Consider the following 18,779-nt stretch of genomic DNA (forward strand, 5'->3'; position numbering starts at 1 on the left):
CCTGCGCAAGATGGTCAACCAGGGGACCTTCCGTGAGGACCTATATTTCCGCCTCTCGGTGATCCTGGTCGAGAACCCCCCCCTGCGCGAGCGCAAGGAGGACATCCCGCAGCTCGTGCACCACTTCCTGGCCGAGGTGGCCAAGAAGCGGGGCGTCGCCCTGAACATCTCGGTGGACGCCATGTCCAGCCTGGTCGGTCACGACTGGCCGGGGAACGTGCGCGAGCTGCGCAACGTGGTCGAGCGGGCGCACATCCTGGCCGGTCCCGGGCCGCTGCAGCCCGAGCACGTGATGCTGGACCTGCGCGCCGGCGGCGCGCGGGACGGCGCGGCCGATCCCGGCGGCGACCTGAACCTGGCCGACAACGAGCGCCGGCTGATCCGGGCGGCGCTGCTGCGCGTCGCCGGCAACAAGTCCCAGGCCGCCAAGCTGCTGGGGATCACCCGGCGCACCCTGTATTCGCGGCTGAAGCTGCTGGATCTGGAAGGGGAATGACGCACCGTCAGGGCCGTGTGTACTTCTAGGTACATGCCGGGCGAGGCCGGCTTGATGGACAAAAGACGTAATATATTGTTGCGGAACAAGTTATTGCAGCGCCGGCGCGCGGCGCGCGCTGGCCCGCAGGTTGCTCGGGAGGTGTTGAATACGACCTCCAACAAGGATCGAGTCATGAAGACCGAAAAGACGCACCTCATGGATACGCTCGGGCTGCCGGTCCTGGCGGCGCTGGCGCTGTTGACCGCCCTGACGGTCTGGGGCGTCGCCCCCGCCGCCGCCCAGGCGGCCATCGAGGCCGCCCCCGACGTCCTGGAACGCACCGACGAGATCCTCCAGGACCTGGCGCCCCTGATCCACGAGAGCGAAAGCGAACAGGCGCGCCGCATCTTCGAGGACGCCGTGCAAAAGCAGCAGCGGGCCCACCAGCTGCTGAGCAACGATCATCCGGGGCTCGCGATCGACCTCTCGTTGCGGGCCCGCGGCGCGGCCCGCGAGGCCGAGCGCCTCGCCCGCTCCTCGCTGAATTACGAGGACCGCGTGCGCGACTACCTCGACCGTCTGATGGAGCTGTACGAGCAGGTTAAGGAACGCGCCCAGGAAACGAACAACGCCCAGGCCATGCGGTTCGTCCACGAGGCCGAGAATCTCTACCACCGGGCGCGGGAGCAGTACCGCCAGACCCACTACCAGCAGGCGTTCGCGCTGTTGCAGTCGGCCGAGACGCAGCTCAAGCGCGCGGCGCGCCTGCTGTTCGAAGCCGGCGGCGCCGAACAGCTCGAACGCGAGCTCGACCGCACCGCCGACCTGATCGCCCTGGCCGCCGACCGTCTCGCCGACGTCGACGATCCCGCCCTGGCCGACATGCTGGGCCGCGCCGGGGAGAACCTGAACCGCGCCCGCCGCGCCCTGGCCGATCAGCAGCCGCTGCAGGCCCTGCGCTTCGCCCGCCGCGCCCGCGACCAGGCCCAGAATGTGCTGCGCCAGCTCGGCCCCGCGCCCGACGTCGAGGGCATCAGGGCCCAGATCGAGCATTTCGACGCGCAACTCGACGGCGTGGTAGAGGAGATCCGTGCCAGCGGCGACCAGGAGGCCCTGCGCCTGCTGGACCGCGCCCTGGCCTTGCGCGACCAGGCGCGCGAAGCGCTCGCCCGCGGCGAGCTCGAACAGGCCCTGCGCGGCATCCGTACCGCCCTGAACCTGCTGCGCCAGTCCGCCGAGAGGATACGGTGACGGCGCGCGCCCTGATCACAGCCGCGGTCCTGGCCACCGCGTTCGGCGTCCCCACCGTCAGGGGTGGGGACGCTTTTCATTTGACATCACATACTCCCGCTGATAGTATGGCTATACCGAGCGGGTCAGGAAATACCCTACCCTCAAAAAAAGACAGTTTCTCGCCCGTCGTGTCATTGGACGCTGCACCCCTCGCCCAACAGCGTGACACGGCGGGCGTTTTCTCCTGGCAGACCACCCTGAGTTCCGGCTACGACACCTACGTCCAGACCTACGCCCTGTCCCTCGAGGACACCACCGAGACCCTCAGCGAGTTCGAGATGACCCTGTCCACGGAGGGCCGCACCGCCGGCCGCGCGCGCCATCACTGGCTGGTGCGCCCGCAGATTTCGGTCGGATCCGAACGCAACTGCGGCCGGCTGGAATGGGCCTACGCCCACAAGCCCGACACCCGGCGGTCGACCCTGCGCATCGACGGCGACCTGCAGGGAACATGGTACAACAAGCAGAGCGACTACTACCTGACCAGCGACAGCGTCGAGGGCCAGCTCAAGGCGCGCTGGACCGTGGCCCCGGAGGGCCGGCTGGCGGGGGAGCTGCGGGGCTGGGGCTCGCTCCTGCACTACGACACGCCGTCGGAGCTGGAGGCCGACCGCCACGACCGCAACGTCGCCGCCTACCTGAAGTCCGGCCGGGAGAGTCGGCGCCGTTGGCGCCTGGGCCTGCGCGCGGGCGAGCGGGTCTATCCCGACACCACCGAGATCAACCGCCGGAGCCTCGGCGCGGAGTTCGAATACGATCACAACGCGTTTCTCGGGGCGACCGGGCGCATCTACCACCGCAGCGAACGCCGCAAGATCGAGAATCCGGCCGTGCGTCCCTCGTCCTGGAGCCACTGGACCCTGGTCGAGGCGATGCTGCCTTTGGACGAGGGCAGCCTGCGCCTGGCCGCCGAGCTGGGGCACGAGTCCTGGCGCTACGACGCCGAGTGGGGCGCCTATACCGACCAGACGCGCTGGGACGGCGGTCTGCGCCTGGAGGGCGGCGGACTCTTCGGTCCCGCGTGGCAGCTGGGCGCCGCGTACGAGTCGCTCGCGTCGGACACCGAGGACGAGTCCTACCGCCAGCTCGGCGCCCGCGGCGGCCTCGAGCATCTCGGCGACAGCTTCACCGCCTCGCTCACCCTGGAGATCGGCCGGCGCGACTACGACGAGGCCGCGCCGGTGGTCGGGCCCGGCGACGTGGAGGAGTTCTCGCTCTACAGCGACTTCACGTACGTGGAGCTGTGGCTGATGGCGGGGGTCGACATCGCGGCCGACCTGCGGCTGGACGTGATGGCCAGCTACCTGCCGGAGAGCCACAGCGAGGAGACGGACGATCAGAAGCTGGGCTTCGGGACGGCGCGGGTGGTCTACAGGTTCTGAGAGAAGAGGCCGCATGCACGGTCTTGGCCGTCTCGGCGCTCCGGGCTTCCGGACATCCTGTCCTTCAGCCCTGCGCGACGCCCGGCCAAGACCGTGCATGCGGCCTCTTCACCCATCTGCAACCAGGCGCGCCGGCAGGGGGGGGAAGTTGAGAGGCGTATTCTTTGACAATCCCCAACTGCGTACGGCCGGCGGCGATTTGACCATCGACCAGGTTTTGAGGTACATTCATCCCGTCGCCCACCAAGGCAAGGGGGTTGCCGTGAAGCGAATCGTCATCGTACTCGCCGTGTTCGTCGCGCTCGCCATCGCCGCGACCGCCGGCGCCTTTCCCCAGGTCCTGACCATCACGCCCGCGGCGCCCACCAGCGCCGATACGCTGCTGCTGCACATGGACGTGACGCTGCCCACGCCGTGCTACGGCATCCGGAACGCTGTCGCGTACCTGACCGGCGACGTGCTGCACCTCGACTACGAGATCCACGATCCGGGCCTCTACGACTGCATCCAGGTCATCGCCGAGGGGGAGTTCGCGGTGGCGCACGGCCCGCTGCCGGCCGGCCAGTACCAGGTCGTGGTGCGCGAGCGGCAGTACTACGGCCCGCTCCTGGTCAACGAGTTCCACCTGTACGGGGAGCTGGCCGTGACGGGTGCCCAGCTGCAGGACGAGCGTCTGACCTGGAGTCGTGTCAAAGCGTCCTACCGCTAGTAGCCGTGTGATATAATCCTGCTTGATGCGTAATGGATATTGCCGATGACCACCGGGTGGGATGTGGATCGTGTGCGCCCTGCTCCTTGTGTACGGCAATCTCGTGGAGGGAGGCGCGTCCGGTCGTGAAGCGTGCGGTGTCGAGTTCCGTCCCCCGGGTCCTGTGCGCGGCGCTGCTGTGGTCGTGCCTTTGCGTCCCCCCGGCCTGCCTGGCGCAGGGCGCCGAGCCGCCGTCTATCTTCTCCAGCGACATCGAACCGGTCTTCGAGCATCTGACCATCGACGACGGCCTGCCGGAGAATTCGGTGCGGGCGATCCTGCAGGACCGCTGGGGCTTCCTGTGGCTCGGCACCCAGAACGGCCTGGTCCGCTACGACGGTTACGACATGCGTGTCTTTCTGCCCACGCCCGGCGATAGCACCGCCTTCGGAGGGCGGACCATCGAGGCGCTCTACGAGGACAGCGACGGCTACCTCTGGATCGGCACCTTCCTGAACGGCCTGTGGCGCTTCGATCCGCGCACGGAGACGTTCACCGGCTTCCCGCTGTTGCCGGAGGGTCTGAACGAAGGCGGCAGGGGCCGGGTCACGGACATCTGCGAGGATGGTTCGGGGCGGATCTGGGTCGCCTTGGAACAGGGCCTGGCCAGCCTGGACCGGAAGACCGGGCAGGGCCAGTGGTACGATCCCGACTTCCCCGAGGACGTCGGCCCGACGGATGAAGGATATTCGGCGGTGCTGGCCGACCGCTGGGGCCGGGTCTGGGCCGGCACCGAGGATCGCGGCATCGTGGTGCTGGATCTCGAGAAGGGGTCCATGCGCTTCCACACCCACGATCCGCAGGACGAGGCCACACTGGCCAGCCGCTTCGTCACCGACATCTACGAGGACGCCGCGGGGACGGTCTGGGTCACCTGCAACGGCGGTCTGTCGCGCTGGGATCCGGTCGCCGACGCCTTCTTTTCCCTGGTGCCCGCGCCGGTCGGCGACGAGGTCGACAACTACCTGGTCTGCATCACCCACGACGAGCGCGAGAACCTGTTCTGGATCGGAGCGGCGGCGGGCCTGTACGCCTTCGATCCCGCAGCGTCCCGTTTCCGCCTCTTCGCGCACGACCCGTCGCGCCCCCTGTCGCCGGTCAACGGGCCAGTCCTCAGCGTGATCTGCGACCGGTCCGGCCTGGTGTGGGCCGGATCCTGGCTCGCTGGCCTGAACAAGATGGACCCCGGGGGTGGGTGGTTCCGCATCCGGCGGCACGATCCGGCCGACCCCGGCAGCCTCGACCGCGACGGCGTGATGGCCATCCACGAAGACGCCGCCGACGTGCTCTGGGTGGGCACGAGCAGCGTGCCGCGCGGCGGCGGGCTGGGCGGCCTGAACCGCCGCGAACGGCCGGACGGTCCGTTCCGGACCCTGAACATGGCGCCGGGCGGCGGCCGCGAGATGCCGGCCGTCGTAGGTCTGCACGAGGACGCCGGGGGAACCCTCTGGATCGGCACCGTACGCGGGTTGTGGCGTGTGGACGGCGGCAGCGTGGTGAAGGTGCAGGCGGGCCAGGATCCAGAAGCGGCCGTGCTCTCCTCGGCGACCCTGCGCGCGGTCGTCTCGGACGCGCGCGGCAACCTGTGGATGGGCACCCACGGGGGGCTCTTCCGCTGGCATCGCCCGACCGGTCGGCTGGTCCGCTACCTGCGCGACCCCGGCGACCCGCACAGCATCAGCAGCAACACCATCACCCTGTTCCACGTGGACGGCCAGGGCCGGGTCTGGGCCAGCACGGACGACCGCGGCCTCAACCTCTACCGGCCGGAGACCGACGACTTCCGGCGTTACTTCGATCCCGAGCGGGGCCTGGACACGGTCATGGACATCCACGAGACGGCCGACGGCAAGTTCTGGCTTGGTTCGTTCGCGGGTCTGCTCCTGTTCGATCCCGAACATGGGGTCGAGACAATCTACGACCGTCGCCACGGCCTGCCCAACGATCAGGTGGTCTCCCTGCTGCCCGACGGCGCGGGCCGCCTCTGGCTGTCCACCGGCAAGGGCTTCGCGCGCTTCGATCCCGCGACGGAGGCGTTCAGGACCTTCGACGTGCGCGACGGGCTACCCAGCAACGAGGTGCATTTCGCCCATTGTCGCGGCCGCGACGGCACGCTCCATTTCGGCGGGCATCACGGCCTGGTGTCAATCCTGCCCGACCTCTTCCAGGACAATCCCGTGGTGCCGTCGGTGGTCCTGACGGACATCGCGGTCCAGGGCGCGTCGCTGCCCATCGGCGGCGATTCCCCCCTGGCGCAGCCGTCCCACATGACCGCGGCACTGGTCCTGGCCCACGACCGCAACGACGTCGCCTTCACCTTCACGGCCCTGGACTTCGGGCGCCCGGAGCGCAACGGCTACCGCTACCGTCTCGAGAACTACGACGCGCGGTGGCGGAACCAGGGCGGCGAGCGCACCGCCACCTATACGAACCTCGACCCCGGACGCTACGTGTTCAACGTGCAGGGCAGCAACCGCGACGGGGTGTGGAACGAGGCGGGCGTCTCGCTGGCGCTGACGATCTCGCCGCCCTGGTGGGAGACCGGCTGGGCCTACGCCCTGTACGTCCTGCTGGCGATCGCGCTGGCCTACGCCATCTATCGCCAGGTCGTCCAGAGGGAGCGGCTGCGCGCGGCCGTGGCAGTCGAGCACGCCGAAGCCCTACAGTACCAGGAGCTCGACCGCATGAAGTCGAGGTTCCTGGCCAACATCACCCACGAGTTCCGCACGCCGTTGACGCTGATCAAGGCGCCCCTGCAACGCCTGCAGGAGGGCGTCACGGCCGAGCCGGGGGATCTCTACGCGACGATGGCCCGCAACGCCGGTCGCCTGGGCCAGCTCATCGACCAGCTGCTGGACCTGTCGCGCCTGGAGGCCGGCCGCCTGCCGGTGAAATGGCGGCGGGAGGACTGCCTGGACTTCCTGCGCTTGCACGTGGCGTCGTTCCAATCGCTGGCCGAGGTCCGCGGCATCGAGCTCGTATCCGACATCCCCGGCGAGAAGTGCGACGCCTGGTGCGACCGCGACCTGCTTGACAAGCTGGCGGGCAACCTGCTGTCCAACGCCCTGAAGTTCACGCCCGAAGGCGGCCGGGTCGAGGTGGCGGTCGCCGTGGGGGCCGAGACCGACGAGATACGGGTCCCTGTGGCGCGGCACCGCGAGGGCGAGACGCGGTCCGCCCGGGCCCGCGAGCTCAGGATCACGGTCGCGAACACCGGCTCCTACATACCGCCCGCCGAATGCGAGAGGATCTTCGACCGGTTCCACCAGGTGGAGCGCCACGCGGGCAGCGGCATCGGCCTGGCCCTGGTCAAGGAGATCACCGAGTGGTTGGGCGGGCGTATCGCGGTGGAGAGCGACGAGCGGACCGGCACGCTTTTCACAGCCACCGTGCCCATCTTCGTCACGGCCCCCATCGATGAATACGAGGCGGACGCGGCCGAACCGGTCGAGACGGAGGATGCCGACAACGAGACCGCGGACGCGGCGACGGGGGAGACCGAGCGTCCGGACGAACCCGCACCGCTGGTGCTCGTTGTGGAGGACCATCCCGATCTGCGCACGTTCCTGCGCAATGATCTCGCGCCGGAATTCAGGGTGCTCGACGTGCCCGACGGGCGGGCGGGGCTCGCCATGGCGCTGGCGGAGATCCCGGATCTGGTGCTCAGCGACGTGATGATGCCTGAAATGAACGGCTTCGAGCTCTGCCGGCGCCTGAAGGAGGACGAGCGCACCAGCCACGTGCCGGTCATCCTGCTGACCGCCCGCACCGAGGCGGAGCAGCGACATCACGGCCTGCGCCTGGGCGCCGACGACTACCTGCCCAAGCCCTTCGACGCCGAGGATCTCAAGCTGCGCATCCGCAACCTCATCGACCAGCGCCGCAAGCTGGCCGAGCGCTACGCCCGCAAGCTGGCCGTCCTCGAACCCGAGGCCATGCCCGTCACCTCGGCCGACGAGCGCTTCGTGTTGCGGGGGCGAGAGATCGTCGATATCCACCTGGACGATCCGGACTTCACCGTGGAGGCCTTCTGCCAGGAAATCGCCGTCAGCCGCACCCAGCTGCACCGCAAGCTCAAGGCCGTGATCAACCAGTCGGCGACGGAATTCATTCGCACGCACCGACTTCAGCGCGCCGCGCAGTTGCTCGAGGGCGGGTACGGGAACGTCACGGAAGTCGCCTACGCGGTCGGATTCCGCAATCTCTCTTATTTTGCAAAGACTTTCCGCGTCCTCTACGGCGTCCAACCCTCAGATTATCCTCCCCGCGGCTGATTTGGAACATCGCGCGCCGATTTCGGAACGTGCGGGTTAGCGCGCCTGTGCGGCCGTCCGCCATACTTATGCCTGTTCGGGAGCCGGTGTAGGCATCTCGAGCGACCGGTACAATGAGCGGCACGATCGCCTACGGGCCCCGCGTCGCTCGCAACCTGAAAGGGAGACATCATGAAGACGCTCACGTGCATGCTCGCAGCGCTGGCCCTGCTGGCCGGCGTCGCCTCCGCCGCCGACCTCTGGGATCAGACGGGATTCGATCCGTGGGGAGCCGGTTTCTTCAACGTCGCCGCGGGCGGCCCCCCCTTCGGCATGACCGTCTACACGGTCAACCACGTCACGGTCGAGGCCGACAACCAGTGGACGATCAGCAGCATCTCCACCTACTACTCGGCGCTGGATCCGGGCTGGGGCGGCAGCATCAGCCAGGGTTACGTCAACGTGTTCTCCAAGACCGGTCCCCTGCCGATCGACGGCGTCGACGATCCCTCGGCCGGCATGCTGGTGCCCATGTCGGCGGTACTGGACGTCGATCACTTCGTGGTGACGGCGTCGGGCCTGAACATCACCCTGAATCCGGGCGAGTACTGGATCGGCATGACGCCCATGGCCGCGTCCGGTCCCATGGGCCCGGAGATCCATCTGTCGACGACGTCCTTCTACGGCGACGCGTCGGCTTCCTTCGACCAGTATGCGTTCCCCGGCCCGCCCGCGTGGTTCAACTTCAACCCGGGTGTGGATGCCGCAATCCTGATCCAGGGAAACTTGATCGTCGCGAACGAGGAGATGGTCTGGGGCGAGCTGAAGTCCCTCTATCGATAGGCAGGCGGTTTCGCCTTGATTCGCGCTGGTGAAAGGACGGGCGGCGACCATGGCGGCCGCCGCCCGCCCGCAGGCAAAGACGGGAGAGATGGGATGAAACTCGCAAGTAAAAGGTACCTCTGGGCTTTGCCGATCATCGCGCTGCTCTTTGGCGCCGCGCAGGCCGAGGTCACGATCGACTACTACGACGGCATCGCGTTCCTGGACATGTCAACCGACGGCACCGTCATGGCCGGCAACACGCCGGCCTACGAGGCATGCATCTGGACCGAGGCGGGCGGGGTCGTGCCCCTGGGCATGAGCACCACCGCCGTTTTCGGCACGGGTTCCGGCAGTCCGGACATCTCCGACGACGGCGTCTGGGTCTCGGCGACGATCCTCGGCGCCGACAGCACCTACACGACGGCCGGCGTCTGGAGCGAGGCCACCGGCTGGATCGAGGCCATGCCGCCCATGCCGCCGGGTGGCGATCCCATGAGCGGTTACCAGTACGGCTCGGCCTGGGGACTGTCCGGGGACGGCAGCACCCTGACCGGCCTGTTCTGGTATCCCGGCCAGCCCGGCGGCGGCGCCCACGCCCTGTCCTGGACCCAGGCCGGCGGCGCGGTGGATATCGGCGTGGACGGCAGCACCAGCCGCGCCAACGCCGCCAACTACGACGGCTCGGTGATCGTGGGCTGGGACACGGCCCCGTTCGGGTACTGGCGCCCCACGGTTTGGGAGAACGGCGTGCGGACCATCCTGACCGATACGGAAGCCTTCTGCAACGCCTACGGCGTCTCGGCCGACGGGCTGACGGTCTACGGCGTGTCCCTGGACACGTCGATCATGACCCGGGTGGCGGCGATCTGGCGCAAGGAGGGCGGTGTCTGGAAGGAAGAGCTGCTCGGCGCGCTGCCTGGCACCTCGCCCGACCAGGGTCAGGCCTACCTCTCCGCCGCCACCGCCGACGGCCGGATGGCCGTGGGGTACAGCTCCCTCTATTTCGGAGAATCGACCGGCATCATCTGGACCCGCGACACGGGCCTGGTCGATGTCGAGGACTTCCTCGAGGACAACGGCGTCACGCTCGATCCCTGGTTCGACTTCCAGTCGCTGACCTGCGTGTCCGCGGACGGCTCGATCATGGCCGGCGTCGGCCAGGAGATGGTCTTCCCCTTCCCCGCGAAGGGCTTCATCATCCACACGGGTTTCACCACCGACGTGCCTTCTGTGGCCTCGCGGGTCGAGGTCGAGCGCAACTACCCCAATCCCTTCAACCCGGCGACCAGCATCCCGGTCGTCCTGGCCGAGGGCGGTCACGCCCGCCTCGAGGTCTTCGACGCGGCCGGACGCCGGATCAAGGTCTTGCACGACGGCGAGCTGCCGTCGGGCCGGCACGAGTTCCGCTGGGACGGGATGGACGCGCGGGGCGTGGCTGCGCCCAGCGGCGTCTATCTCGCCCGCGTCAGCGATCGCGCCGGATCCGTCGCGAGCCGGAGCATGACGCTCGTGAAGTGACGTCGCGGCCGAAGTGCAACCGGCCGCGAATTCGTTGCAACGTGGGACCCTCCCACGGTTCGGACGGGACGCCGGGACCCTGACCCGGCCCCGTCCCCGTTCACCGTCCGGCGCCGGCGCCGGCATGGCCGAAGGACTCGTGATGAAGAGCTTGATAGGCGTTCTGATGACGCTGTTCGCGTGCGGCGCGGCCCTGGCCGGCGCCCTGAGCCCGGATCTCGACGCCCGGCTGGCCGGCAAGGGCGGCGACGTGTTCGTCCGCGTGCTGGTCGTGCTGCAGGACCGGATCGATATCTCCGGGCTGGACGCCGAGCTGCGGGACGCGCAGGTCAGCTTGAAGGAGCGCCACCGGATCGTGGTGGAGACGCTCCAGGCCAAGGCCGCGCAGGCGCAGACGGACCTGCTGTCCGATCTGGCGGCGCGAACCGCCACGGGCGCCGTGAAGAGCTATCGCGCCCACTGGCTGCTCAACGCCGTGGTCGTCGACGCCACGGTCGCGGCGGTGCGGGAGATCGCCTCCCGGTGGGACGTGTCGGTGGTGGAGGCCGACCTCGCGGTGGAGATCATCGGTCCCGTCCCCGCCGGCAAGTCCGCGCCGGCGGACAAGGATTACGGCATCGGCGTGGCACCCGGCGTGCGGGCCATCGACGCGCCCCGCGTGTGGTACGAGCTGGGCGTGGACGGCAGCGGGGCGCTGGTCGCCAACCTCGACTCCGGCGTGAACCTGACCCACCCTGCCCTCGCCGGCGGCTGGCGCGGCAACACGGCGCCCGCGGGCGAATGCTGGCTCGATGCAGCCGGCCTGGACATGGAAATGCCGGACGACCTGCTCGGACACGGCTCCCACGTGATGGGCACCATCGCCGGCGTGGCCCCCGACGACACCATCGGCGTGGCGCCCGGCGCCCAGTGGATCGCGTCCAACGGCACCTGGGCGCCCTCGTCCGAGGCGCTCATCAGCATGGTGCTCGCATCGCTGGAATTCTTCACCGATCCCGACGGCGACCCGGCGACCATCGACGACGTGCCCGACGTGGTCCAGAACAGCTGGGGCGTCAACGGTGGCTTCGAGGGCTTCGACGACTGCGACACCCACTGGTGGGACGCCATCGACGCCTGCGAGGCCGCGGGCGTAGTCCTGTTGTGGTCCGCCGGCAACAACGGCCCCTTCGCCGGCTCGATGAACAGCCCCGCCGACCGGGCCACCACCGCCCTGAACTGCTTCAGCGTAGGTTCGGTCGCCGCCTATGCACCCTACGCGGTCAGCGACTTCTCCAGCCGCGGCCCCTCTGATTGCGGCGGCGACTCCGCCGTCAAGCCGGAGATCACGGCGCCGGGCGAGGACATCTACAGCGCCTACCTCGGGGACAGCTACTACTACATGAGCGGCACGTCCATGAGCGGTCCCCACGTAGCCGGCGTGGTGGCGCTCATGCGCGCCGCCGATCCCGACCTGGACGTGAACACCATCAAGCAGGTCCTGCTGGACACGGCGACCGACCTGGGCCCCGCCGGCGAGGAGAACGACTACGGCCACGGCCTGGTCAACGCCTATGCCGCCGTGCTGGCGATCATCCCCGGCTACGGCGACCTGGAGGGCCTGGTGACCGACGCCCTGGGCGGCACGCCCCTGGCCGGCGCCACCGTTGCGGCCAGCGCGGACGGCGCGCTCACCCGCTACACGACAACCGACGGCAACGGCTTCTACCATCTCGACCTGCCGGCGGGGGAGTGGACCGTCGAGGCGGTGAGCTTCGCCTACGCGACCGGGCAGACGTCCGCCACCGTGCCGCTGGACGGGCTGGGCTTCGCCAACCTGGCGCTCGACCTGGGCCCGACGGTCGAGGTGACCGGGCAGGTCCTGCTGCCGAGCGTGATGGGCGCGCCGGGCGCCGAGGTCCGCGTGGTCGGCCGGCCCGTCGCGCCTGCCGTGACGGACGCGGCCGGCGATTTCGTCATGACACTTCCCGTCGGTTACGACTACGTCTTCCTCGCCACGCTCGACGGTTATCTGCCCAAGCGCAAGGCGGTCCGGATCGACGCGGCCGTCTACATGGCCTTCGTCCTGGACGAGATGGGCCGCGAGGGATTCGAGCGGGGCAACCTGTCGTTCTATCCGTGGGTGCTGTCGGGCGAGGGCGACTGGGCGGCGTCGGTGCATGCCGCGCACGAGGGATTCTGGTCCGCCATGTCCGGTCCCACCGCCGACTTCAAGGCCTCGACCATGAGTGTGGAGCTGGAATTCCCGGACGGCGAGATCTCGTTCTGGTACAAGGTCTCCTCGGAGGAATGGTACGACTACCTGCTCTTCTACATCGACGACGAGCTGGCGGGCGCCTGGAGCGGCGACGTGGACTGGGCGCAGGCGGTCTTCGCCGTGGCGCCCGGCCCGCATTTGTACAGCTGGTCCTACGCGAAGGACGGTGCGGTCGCCGACGGCGTCGACGCGGCCTGGATCGATCTCATCGGCGCGCCCATGTATCCCGCCCTGGGCATCCGGGGCCCCATGGCCGTCAACAAGGCCCTGGCCTCTGGCGAGACGTCCAGCCAGGCCCTGACGCTCGTCAACGACGGCGAGGCGGATCTCGAGGTGTCGCTGTACGCGTATACCGTGGCGCCTCTGGACACCGCGTCCGCCACCCACGGCGGACCGGACATATACGGACACTTCTGGCGCGACAGCGACGATCCCGCAGGCCCGGCCTATGACTGGCTCGAGCTGGCGGGCGTCGGCGACGCGCACGCCTTCGGCGACGACGAGACCATGACCTTCGCCCTGCCGTTCCCCTTCACCTTCTATGGCCAGACCTTCAGCGAGCTCAACGTCTGCTCCAACGGCTGGGCGTCGTTAGACTCCGGCGACAACGACAACCTGAACATGCCCATCCCGCACCCGGACACGCCCAACAACCTGCTCGCGCCCTTCTGGGACGACCTGGCGCCCCATCAGGGCGGCACGGTCTACACCTGGTCCGATACCGCCGGCGGCCGCTTCGTGGTGCAGTGGGACCACGTCCCGTTCTACAACGTGCCCCATTACCAGACCTTCGAGCTGGTGCTGTCGGCCGACGGGGGCGTCGTCTTCCAGTACCAGGACATCCGCGACCGCGTGTCGGCGTCCGTGGGCATCGAGAACGGCGCCGGCGACGACGGCCTGCAGGTGAGCTTCAACCAGGCGTACCTTCACGACGAGATGGCCATCGCCTTCATCCCGCCCCTGGACTGGCTCGAGGTGGCGCCGGCGGCGTTCACGGTGCCGGTCGGCGGCGAGATGGCGATCGAGGTGAGCCTAGACGCGGCGGGTCTGCCAGACGGTGCCTACCTCGGCTACGTGCACGTGGTGAGCAACGCCCACGAGCGGCCCGAGCGGATCATCCCGGTGGGCCTGTTCGTGACCGGGACGACCGGCGTCGAGGCCGGCGCGCCGCAACGCTATATGCTCGGCGCCGCGACGCCCAACCCCTTCAACCCGTCGACGCGGATCGAATTCGCGGTGCCGGCGGGCGGCGGACGGGTCGAACTGGCGGTCTACGATCTGGCGGGGCGGCTGGTCAGGAGGCTCGCCGCAGGCGAATTCCCGGCCGGACGGCAGGAGGTCGTCTGGCGGGGCGACGACCAGGGCGGGCGGTGCGTGCCGTCGGGCACGTATGTCTACCGTCTGCTGGCCGGCGACTTCCGCGAAAGCCGCAAGATGATGCTGATCAAATAGGCGGCGACGGGCCGACCGGTCTGCTACATCCGAGAGAAGAGGCCGCATGCACGTCCTTGTCCGGGGCGACGGCCCGCCACATCCTGTGGCGGGCCGTCTCGGCGCTCCGGGCTTCCGGACATCCTGTCCTCCAGCCCTGCGCGACGCCCGGACAAGGACGTGCATGCGCCCTCTTCTCAGGTCTGTAATCCGGCGGGTCGGTAGGGAGGGCGAGAAGCGTTTTCTCAGTTGGGGCATGTAGACCTTGAGCTCATGGAGACTGCGGAAGGTGTCACCGGGCGTTGACCTGGTCCCATGGCGGGACTCACTCATATGGTTGATTGAAAAACGGTTGGGTCAGAGTTCCGATGCGGTCCGACTCGTGGAAGTCGTCATGATGGGCCCCCGCCAGTCCATCTGCGACGCCCTGCTCCGCTTCCTGGCCACCTTCACCTGATTCCACCCCCACAGCGGCTTTCCCCACATCGATCCAGGTGTTATCTTGTCCCCGGCGGCGGCCAACGCGCCGCGCCGCGTCTTTCCGAGAAAACCGGGAAAGGACTCCCATGGCCGACATCTGCACACGCAGCGAGGACTACTCGCGCTGGTACCAGGACGTGATCCAGCAGGCCGAGCTGGCCGAGGCCAGCCCCGTGCGCGGCTGCATGGTGATCCGTCCCAACGGCTACGCCATCTGGGAGACCATGCAGCGCATCCTGGACGACCGGTTCAAGGAGCTGGGCCACGTCAACGCCTACTTTCCCCTGCTGATCCCCAAGAGCTTCTTGGCCAAGGAAGCCGAGCACGTGGAGGGCTTTGCCAAGGAATGCGCCATCGTCACCCATTCCCGGCTCAGGTCGGTCATCAAGGACGGCAAGCCCTCGTTGGAGCCCGATCCGGCCTCGAAGCTCGAGGAAGAGCTGATCATCCGGCCCACCAGCGAGACCGTGATCTGGAACCAGTACCGCAAGTGGATCATGAGCTACCGCGACCTGCCGCTCTTGATCAACCAGTGGGCCAACGTGATGCGCTGGGAGATGCGCACCAGGTTGTTCCTGCGCACCACGGAGTTCCTCTGGCAGGAGGGCCACACGGCCCACGCCACCGCCGCGGAGGCGCGCGAGGAGACGCTGCGCATGCTCGAGTGCTACAGGTGGTTCGCCGAGGACGTGATGGCCATGCCGGTGGTCGTAGGCGCGAAAACGCCCAGGGAACGATTCGCGGGCGCCAAGGAAACCTATTCGATCGAAGCGATGATGCAGGACAACAAGGCGCTGCAGTCGGGCACGAGCCACGACCTCGGCCAGAACTTCGCTAAGGCCTTCGACGTGAAGTTCCAGGACCAGGACGGCGTCCAGGACTATGTGTGGGCCACGAGCTGGGGCGTCAGCACGCGTCTGATCGGCGGTCTGATCATGTGCCACAGCGACGACAAGGGCCTGGTGGTGCCGCCCCGGGTGGCCCAGCGCAAGGTCGTGATCGTGCCGATCTGGCGGAAAGACGAGGAAAAGGCTGTAGTGCTGGAGAAAGCCGCGGAACTGCGCGATGGCCTGCGACCGGTAGCCGGCATGGTGCACGTGGACGACCGCGACAACATGCGCCCCGGCTGGAAGTACGGCGAGTGGGAGCGCAAGGGCGTGCCCATACGCATCGAACTCGGCCCCCGCGACGTGCAGAACGACGCCTGCGTGCTGGTCACCAGGCACGACGGCGAGAAGCACACGGTGCCCCTGGCCGGGCTGCCGCAGGCGGTCACCGAGCACCTCGAGCGCATGCAGCGGGAGATGTTCGACGCGGCCGCGGAGCGGCTCAGGAAGAACACGCACCGTCTGGACACCTGGGACGAGTTCACGGCGCTGTACACGAACGAGGGCGGCTTCGCGCACTGCCACCACTGCGGAGCCGGCAAGTGCGAAGAGGCCATCCAGGACGAGACGAAGGTCACCATCAGGAACATCCCGCTGGACGCGAAAGACGAAGAGGGCGCCTGCATCCGCTGCGGCAAGCCGAGCCACAAGCGGGTGCTCTTCGCCCAGTCCTACTGATAGAAGGGAGGCGCGCCATGACGACGCCGTGGAGCGACGAGAAGATCCAGGAGCGCATGAAGCTGAAGGTCGGCCTGGCCGAGATGCTCAAGGGCGGCTGCATCATGGACGTGACCAACGCCGAACAGGCCAAGATCGCCGAGGAGGCCGGCGCGGTCGCCGTGATGGCGCTGGAGCGCATCCCCGCCGACATCCGCAAGGACGGCGGCATCGCGCGGATGAGCCAGCCCAAGATGATCAAGGCGATCCAGGAGACGGTGTCGATACCGGTCATGGCCAAGTGCCGGATCGGGCACTTCGCGGAGGCGCAGATCCTCGAGGCGCTGGGCGTGGACTTCGTGGACGAGTCGGAGGTGCTGACGCCCGCCGACGAGAAGAACCACGTCGACAAGTGGCCGTTCAAGGTGCCCTTTGTATGCGGGTGCCGCGACCTGGGGGAGGCGCTCAGGCGGATCGGCGAGGGCGCGGCGATGATCCGGACCAAGGGGGAGGCCGGGAGCGGGAACATCGTCGAGGCCGTGCGGCACATGCGAGCGGTGCAGGAGGGGATCCGGCGGCTGACGGTGCTGCGGGAGGACGAGTTGATGGCGGAGGCGAAGGCGCTCGGCGCGCCGTACCACATAGTGCTGGAGACCGCCAAGCTGGGCAAGCTGCCGGTGCCGAACTTCGCGGCCGGGGGGGTGGCGACGCCTGCCGACGCATCGTTGATGATGCAGCTGGGGGCGGAGTCGGTGTTCGTGGGATCGGGGATCTTCAAGAGCAAGGATCCACAGCCGCGGGCCGAGGCCATCGTGCAGGCGGTGACGTATTATGACGATCCCCAGAAGCTGCTGGAGATCAGCATGGAGCTGGGGGAGGCCATGGAGGGGCTGGACGTGGCGAGTATGCCTGAAGGGGAGAAGATGGCTAGTCGGGGGTGGTAGCGCCACCCGCCGAGAAGTCTCGAGCGCCCGGCTCGGCTGCGGCCGGGGCGGGCGTTTTTTTGTGGGGTGTTTCGTGGGCGCCTCCACGTGGAGGAGTAGTCTTCAGGTTTGATCAGGTGAGGACGAGTTGAGCGAGCTTCCCATGGGTATTCTCGCCCTGCAGGGCGACTTCGAGCTGCACGAGCAGGCGCTGGACCGGCAGGGCGTGGCGCACGTGCGCGTGCGCCGGCCCGAGGAGCTTGAGCGGGTGCGGGGATTGATCATTCCCGGCGGGGAGAGCACGACGATGACGCGGCTGATCGACAAGGCGGGGTTGCGGCAGCCGATCCTGGATTTCGCGGCGGCGGGGAAGCCGATTCTCGGCACATGCGCGGGCCTGATCATGCTGGCGACGCGGATAGACGAAGAAGAGGGACGACACGGAGTGAAGCCGTTGGGGTTGCTGGATGTGCTGGTCAGGCGCAACGGCTACGGCCGGCAGATCGACTCGTTCGTGGGGGATGTGGAGATCGTGGCGACGGGGGAGAGGGTGTCGGGGGTGTTCATCCGGGCGCCGAAGATCCTGGGGGTCGGGGACGGAGTCGAGGTCGTTGTTACGCGGGACGGGGAGCCAGTAGGGGTGAGGGTTGGAAACGTGACCGGGTTGGCTTATCATCCGGAAGCGAACGGAGATCCGGCCAAACTGGCCGTGGCAATATATATCTGATCATTTATTCGCCGGGAGGTCGTATGCGACGAGTCGAGATCCTGGCACTCTTCGAGAAGATCACGGTCTGGAAGAAGAAGGGGCAGCGTGCACCGCACAAGCCACTGCTCGCCTTGCTGGCGTTGGCGGATATTCAACTCGGGCGCGAGCGGTTGCGGCCGTATGCCGATATCGACAAACCGCTCCGCAAATTGCTCCAGGAATTCGGACCAGCCCGCCAAAGCTACCATCCCGAATATCCATTCTGGCATCTGCAGAGTGATGGACTGTGGGAAGTGGGTAGTGATGAACCGATGCGTCCGCGAACAGGTAACACGGACCCGCCCAAGAGGGAATTACTACGTACTCATGCCCAAGGCGGCTTCACGGCCGAAGTGCATGCTGCGTTGAGACGCAACAGGACATTGCAGGTCGATGTCGTACAGCAACTGCTCGATGCGCATTTCGACGGACCAAAGCAAGGTGGCAACCACCCCACGGATATCAACAGGATCAACCGTCGTATGTTGCTGGCTCCGTCTTCTTCGCTAACCTTTGTTGGATCAAGAGGATACGGGAAGAGAGGAGCTGATGATGCCGTACTGACTTGACGGGGGGAGTCATATCAGTCCTTAAGTATCAGGGCGGACGAATAAACATGAGACACGGGGAGCCCGGCGGGCGGGGCCCCGCGGTGTGCCATGTGAAGCGGTTCGGATTGGGGGGTGGAACATGCGGTTGAATTGTCCATTCGCCATCGAAGCAAAAACATCCGCTCAGCCGATGAAGCTGTTGTAAGATAGATCTGTTGCCGCGACCGGGCCGCTTTCTCAACAGACTTGGAGCGCGAGTTGATCCGTTTTCTGCTGTCCTACACCGGGATGGATCTCAACACCGATCCTCAGGTCATGACCGTCACCGCCCCCCCCCCCCCCCCCCCC

12 protein-coding genes are annotated in these 18,779 nt (G+C 67.7%); all 12 read left to right on the forward strand.

Translation table 11 applies throughout. The features are described 5' to 3' along the window. The coding region (locus KJ554_14395; protein ID MBU0743520.1) for a hypothetical protein at positions 1–496 on the forward strand (496 nt) is incomplete at its 5' end. Between the two features lie 174 nt (positions 497–670). Beyond that, entirely contained in the window at positions 671–1,729 is a 1,059-nt protein-coding gene (locus KJ554_14400; protein ID MBU0743521.1) for a hypothetical protein, read from the forward strand. 176 nt (positions 1,730–1,905) lie between these two features. Continuing rightward, positions 1,906–3,153, forward strand: a complete 1,248-nt coding sequence (locus KJ554_14405) for a hypothetical protein (GenBank protein MBU0743522.1) — start codon at positions 1,906–1,908, stop codon at positions 3,151–3,153. A 262-nt stretch (positions 3,154–3,415) separates the two neighbouring features. Further along, entirely contained in the window at positions 3,416–3,862 is a 447-nt protein-coding gene (locus KJ554_14410; protein MBU0743523.1) for a hypothetical protein, read from the forward strand. Positions 3,863–3,987: 125 nt separating this feature from the next. After that, positions 3,988–8,175 carry a response regulator gene (locus KJ554_14415; GenBank protein MBU0743524.1) on the forward strand — a complete coding sequence of 1,396 codons (4,188 nt, stop codon included), beginning with the start codon at positions 3,988–3,990 and terminating at the stop codon, positions 8,173–8,175. 171 nt (positions 8,176–8,346) lie between these two features. After that, positions 8,347–8,997, forward strand: a complete 651-nt coding sequence (locus tag KJ554_14420) for a hypothetical protein (protein MBU0743525.1) — start codon at positions 8,347–8,349, stop codon at positions 8,995–8,997. A gap of 93 nt (positions 8,998–9,090) precedes the next feature. Then, positions 9,091–10,497, forward strand: a complete 1,407-nt coding sequence (locus tag KJ554_14425) for a hypothetical protein (GenBank protein MBU0743526.1) — start codon at positions 9,091–9,093, stop codon at positions 10,495–10,497. A gap of 142 nt (positions 10,498–10,639) precedes the next feature. Further along, positions 10,640–14,206 carry a S8 family serine peptidase gene (locus KJ554_14430; protein MBU0743527.1) on the forward strand — a complete coding sequence of 1,189 codons (3,567 nt, stop codon included), beginning with the start codon at positions 10,640–10,642 and terminating at the stop codon, positions 14,204–14,206. Positions 14,207–14,751: 545 nt separating this feature from the next. Beyond that, positions 14,752–16,230, forward strand: a complete 1,479-nt coding sequence (gene proS, locus KJ554_14435; GenBank protein MBU0743528.1) for a proline--tRNA ligase — start codon at positions 14,752–14,754, stop codon at positions 16,228–16,230. Positions 16,231–16,247: 17 nt separating this feature from the next. Beyond that, on the forward strand, positions 16,248–17,153 hold the full coding sequence (pdxS, locus tag KJ554_14440) for a pyridoxal 5'-phosphate synthase lyase subunit PdxS (protein ID MBU0743529.1): 906 nt from the start codon (positions 16,248–16,250) through the stop codon (positions 17,151–17,153). 127 nt (positions 17,154–17,280) lie between these two features. After that, positions 17,281–17,859: a pyridoxal 5'-phosphate synthase glutaminase subunit PdxT gene (gene pdxT / locus KJ554_14445; GenBank protein ID MBU0743530.1), complete on the forward strand. Its 579-nt coding sequence runs from the start codon at positions 17,281–17,283 to the stop codon at positions 17,857–17,859. 23 nt (positions 17,860–17,882) lie between these two features. Beyond that, positions 17,883–18,449 (forward strand): hypothetical protein, encoded by a 567-nt coding sequence (locus tag KJ554_14450; protein ID MBU0743531.1) that lies wholly within the window; start codon positions 17,883–17,885, stop codon positions 18,447–18,449. Positions 18,450–18,779: the final 330 nt, after the last annotated feature.

This window comes from bacterium (assembly GCA_018814885.1).
In the GTDB taxonomy this organism is placed as follows: Bacteria; Krumholzibacteriota; Krumholzibacteriia; order LZORAL124-64-63; family LZORAL124-64-63; genus JAHIYU01.